The organism is Corallococcus carmarthensis (genome assembly GCF_003611695.1).
In the GTDB taxonomy this organism is placed as follows: Bacteria; Myxococcota; Myxococcia; order Myxococcales; family Myxococcaceae; genus Corallococcus; species Corallococcus carmarthensis.
The window spans coordinates 1-4,117 of record NZ_RAWE01000388.1 but is presented as its reverse complement, the minus strand read 5'-3'; the positions used below and the strand labels follow the sequence as shown (position 1 = coordinate 4,117).

Below are 4,117 nucleotides of genomic sequence, written 5' to 3'. Positions count from 1 at the left end.
GATCAGCGGCAGGGGGGCGGCCATGGGGGGCTGGGACTCTAACCGCCGCGACCGCGTGCGCCAGTCCGTCTCAGGGAGGGGTGGATCCGGCCAACCGGGAGGCCGCCGCGGCGCGGACCTCCGGAGACGGGTCGCGCTCGCGGGCCAGCTCCAACAGCAGCGTGCCCACGGGCTTCGGCAGCTTCGCGTTCGACGCCTGCTGGAGGGCCAGGGTGCGCTCCTTCACGCCCTGCGACAGGCGCTCGGAGACCTGCTGATCCGCGCAGGTGCGGACGCCGGGATGCTGCTGGCGCAGGAGCAGCTCCGCGTCCGCGAGCTTCGCCTCGGCGAGGCGCACCGCGTCCTGGGCGGTGCGCTCGAAGGTGTCCAGGTCCTCAGGGAACTCCGTCTTCTGTCCACGCACCCGGCCGATGGCCTGGGCCGCGAAGCGCGCGTCCACCACCGCCGCGCACAGCTGCCGGGCGGACGCCAGGGGCACCCCACCCTCCGCGGACACGGTCTCTTCGCGCGCGGTCGTCTGCGCCCACACCGCCAGCTGCCGGGCCGCCACCGCCGAGGAGAACGCCTGATGACGCTGTTCGCGCAGCTGCACCCAGCGCCAGAGCACCAGCGGATCCGTGCCGCCGGACTCGTAGACGCGCTGGTACTGGCTGGCCGCCTGCTCGAACTGGCCACTGAGATCCAGGAGCGCCGCGACGGTGATGTACAGCTCCGGGCTGCTGGCGCGCTCGCGCAGGTTCTCCAGCCGCACGGCGACTTCATAGGCGGCCACGGGGGCGGGCAGCGCGGAGAGCACCGAGCGCAGCGACGCCAGCGCGTTCTGACGGATCAGCGGGTTGCGCGCCGTGCGCAGCGCCTCCAGCAGTGGATCCACCGCGCGCACGGAGACATGCTGGCCCAGCTCCTCCGCCGCCTGCCAGCGGTCCAACGGATCCGGCGCCACCAACGCGCGCTTCAGGTCCTCCAGGTCGCGCAGGTAGTGGCCGGCCTGCATCGCGCGGGCGGCGGGCTCGGTGCGGGAGAGGGCACCCTGTTCGGCGCGGGCGCGGGCCAGGCGCGCGGGGAAGCCCGTCAGCTTCGGCCCCAGCGGATGGGTCTTCACCTTCTCCTCCGCCTCGTCCACCAGCCCGGAGACGAGCAGCCCCTCCACCTCCAGCTCCAGCAGCTTGACGCGGACCTCCTCGCGGTGCGCGCCCGCGGGGAAGTCGCGCAGGTAGGCGAAGAGCTTCCCGGCGTCGCTGGCCTGGGCGAAGGACTCGTCGTCCAGCTTGCGCTCCAGCTCCTCGCGGCGGGCGCCCGCGGCCTCTCCCTGGAGGAGCTGCGACACGCGCTTGAGGTCGGTGGTCGTCTGGACGTCGCGCTCCTGGGCCGCCTGCAGCCGGGCGCGCGCCTCGTCGCGGTGGGTGCCTTCGGGGTGCTCGGCGAGGAACTGCCGCCACCCGGCCTCCGTGTCCGCCTCCTTCGCCGCGTTGAAGCGAAGGCCCTCCAGCAGCGACCGAGCCATCCGCGTTTGCGTCGCGTCCGGGTACGTCTCCAGGAAGCGCTTGTAGGCGATGACCGAGTGCAGCCGCTTCGCCTCGTCGAACTCCAGCCCCTCGATGCGCCCCTGGGCCGTCGTGGCCTCGGGATCATCCGGGTGCTCGCGCAGGAAGTCCTGGTAGGCCTGCACGGTGTCCTGCTCGCTGGCACGCTCGAAGGACGTGTGCGAGCAACCGGTGGCCAGGAGCACGAGGGCGAGGGCGCGACGGAAGGTGGGCATCCCCTCCAGCAATACCCCACCCGTCTCGTGTCGGAAACCCGAGCCGTCCCGCCCGGTTGCCTGGGTGGTTTTCTTGCCTACACGCACCAGCGGAGGGAGCCTCCGTCCCAGGACGCTACAGGACGAGGTGGCCATGAAGCTGGGCGCATGGATGGCGATGCTGGCGATGACGACGGGCTGTGCGACCGGGTCCCCCGTGGGTGCCTGGGTGGCGTCGGATGCCGTGCGCTACCGCTCCGCCTCCCCGCCGGCCTTCCCGCGCGCCACGCTGTCCTCGGAGGTGGCGGTCCGCGAACGCGCCCCCGCGAAGGCGTCCCCTCCCACCAAGGCCCCGGCCGTGGCGAAGGCTCCCGCCAGGGCCCCGGCGAAGCCGCGCCCCACCGTCACGCCCGCGAAGCAGACGGCCGCCAGCCCCGCCCCCCGGGGCACTCCTCGCGAGCAGGTCCTGGCCACGGCGCGCGCCCTGGTGGGGCAGTCCACGGTGCAGGTGAACGGCAAGCGCTACCCGGCGGACTGCACGGCGCTCATCGAGGCCACCTACGCCCAGGCGGGCGTGAAGTTCCGGGGCGCGCTGAAGCCCGGGGACAACGGCGTCACCGCGATGTACCGCTACGCCCGGGCGAACGGCCGCGTGTACACGGACGGGCGCCCCGTGCCGGGCGACCTGGTGTTCTTCCGCGAGACGTATGATCAGAACCGCGACGGCCGGCGCAACGATGGCCTCACCCACGTGGGGCTGGTGGACGGCGTGGACGCGGACGGCACCGTCACCGTCATCCACCGCGTGAAGCGCGGCGTGGTGCGCTACCGGATGAACCTGGCGCGCCCCCACATGGCCCGCGATCCGAAGACGGGCGAGGTGCTCAACGACATGCTGCGAAGCCCCGGCCCCGGTCAGCCGCACGTGCTCACCGGCCAGCTCTTCGCCGCGTTCGGCAGCGTGTTGCCCTCCGGCCCTGCGAAGCCCATGGCGGTCGCGGCGCGGTAGGCCCAAAAGGAAAGCCCGTCGATTCCTGCCGTGCGCTTCCGGAACCAGCCGGAGCGCCGCGGGGAACCGACGGGCCTGTACCGCCAAACGGGTTGTGAAGGTCAGGTCGACGTGGACGTCGGCACGCGGGCGGTGCGGTCCCACGCGGCGCGCTGCGAGTTGCGCAGGAAGCGCCAGAAGCCCACGGCGATGGCCGCGTTCATGGTCACGAAGTAGTAGGCGATGGACGTCGCCTTCTTCGCGGCGCCGCTCTTGAAGACACCGGAGCGGCCCAGGTACGCCAGGGCGTAGAAGCCCAGCTGCGCGCCCAACGTGAAGCGGTAGAACAGGCGGTCCAGCAGGAACAGGTTGGCGAAGAGCGCCAGCGCCATCAGCGCGGGAGCGCACCAGCGCAGCAGCTTGTGCGACCAGAAGGCGAACGCGGGGAAGCCCGCGGTGGGCAGCAGCAGTCCGGGCACGAGGCGCAGGCTCTGGAAGTTGCCCGCGGCGATGCGAGCACGCCGGCCGAACTCCTTGCCGTAGTCCTCCGTCGTCTCCTCGTGGGCGACAGCGCCCTCCTCGTAGACGACCTTGAAGCCGCTCTCCAGGATGCGCAGCGGAATCACGAAGTCATCCACGATGGTGGACGGCGGCAGCTGCGTGAAGAGCGAGCGCCGGATGGCGTAGAGGCCGCCGTTGGCCCCCACCACCGCGCCGCGCCGGCCCTCGTACATCTTGATGAGGGACTCGTAGCTCCAGTAGGCGCTCTCCTCGTAGTCCTGCTTCGTGGGGTTGTAGAGGCGCAGCTTGCCGCAGACGGCGCCGACCTCCGGGTCCTCGAAGTGGCGGACGATCTTCCGGACCGCGTCCGGGTCGATCATCGTGTTCGCGTCCGACAGCAGCACGATGTCGCCGTGCGCGGACGGGATGCAGCGGTTGAGCACCGTCGTCTTGCCGGCGCGGGGCGCGGGAGACAGGCGCACGCGCTCATCCGTGCACTGCTGCACCAGCCCGTCCGTGCCGTCCGTGGAGCCGTCCGACCCGATGACGACCTCGAAGCGGTCCGCGGGGTAGTCCAGCGCCAGGCTGTTCTTCAGCTTCGACTCGATGCAGCTCGCCTCGTTGTAGGCGGCCACCACCAGGCTCACCGACGGCAGCGGCCCGGCCTTGACGCCCGCCCGAGCCTCACCCGAGCGCACCCTCCGCAGGTTCTGGACGACCTGCGCCACGCCCTCTAGGGCGAACAGGCTCAAGGGATAGAGAAAATAAGTGTGCACAAGCGCCAGCGCCGCGCACCAGAAGAAGACCTCCGCCATCGACCCCCCCCCCCCAACCCCGTCTCTTTTACAAATCTGGCGCCGCCCACCACCAGGCGAGTGTTTGATTATGTG

Annotated in this window: 3 protein-coding genes; 1 reads left to right on the top strand and 2 read right to left on the bottom strand. The window is 71.5% G+C overall.

Annotated features, from left to right (window positions below; translation table 11 throughout):
* Positions 1–70: 70 nt before the first annotated feature.
* Entirely contained in the window at positions 71–1,759 is a 1,689-nt protein-coding gene (locus tag D7X32_RS43475; RefSeq protein ID WP_120608351.1) for a HEAT repeat domain-containing protein, read from the bottom strand.
* 133 nt (positions 1,760–1,892) lie between these two features.
* On the opposite strand from D7X32_RS43475, the gene D7X32_RS43470 reads away from it, so the two are divergent.
* Positions 1,893–2,747 (top strand): CHAP domain-containing protein, encoded by an 855-nt coding sequence (locus tag D7X32_RS43470; protein WP_120608350.1) that lies wholly within the window; start codon positions 1,893–1,895, stop codon positions 2,745–2,747.
* A 101-nt stretch (positions 2,748–2,848) separates the two neighbouring features.
* On the opposite strand, the gene D7X32_RS43465 is transcribed toward D7X32_RS43470, so the two are convergent.
* A complete protein-coding gene (locus tag D7X32_RS43465; protein WP_120608349.1) occupies positions 2,849–4,042 on the bottom strand; it encodes a glycosyltransferase family 2 protein in 1,194 nt (397 codons plus the stop codon).
* Positions 4,043–4,117 lie beyond the last annotated feature (75 nt).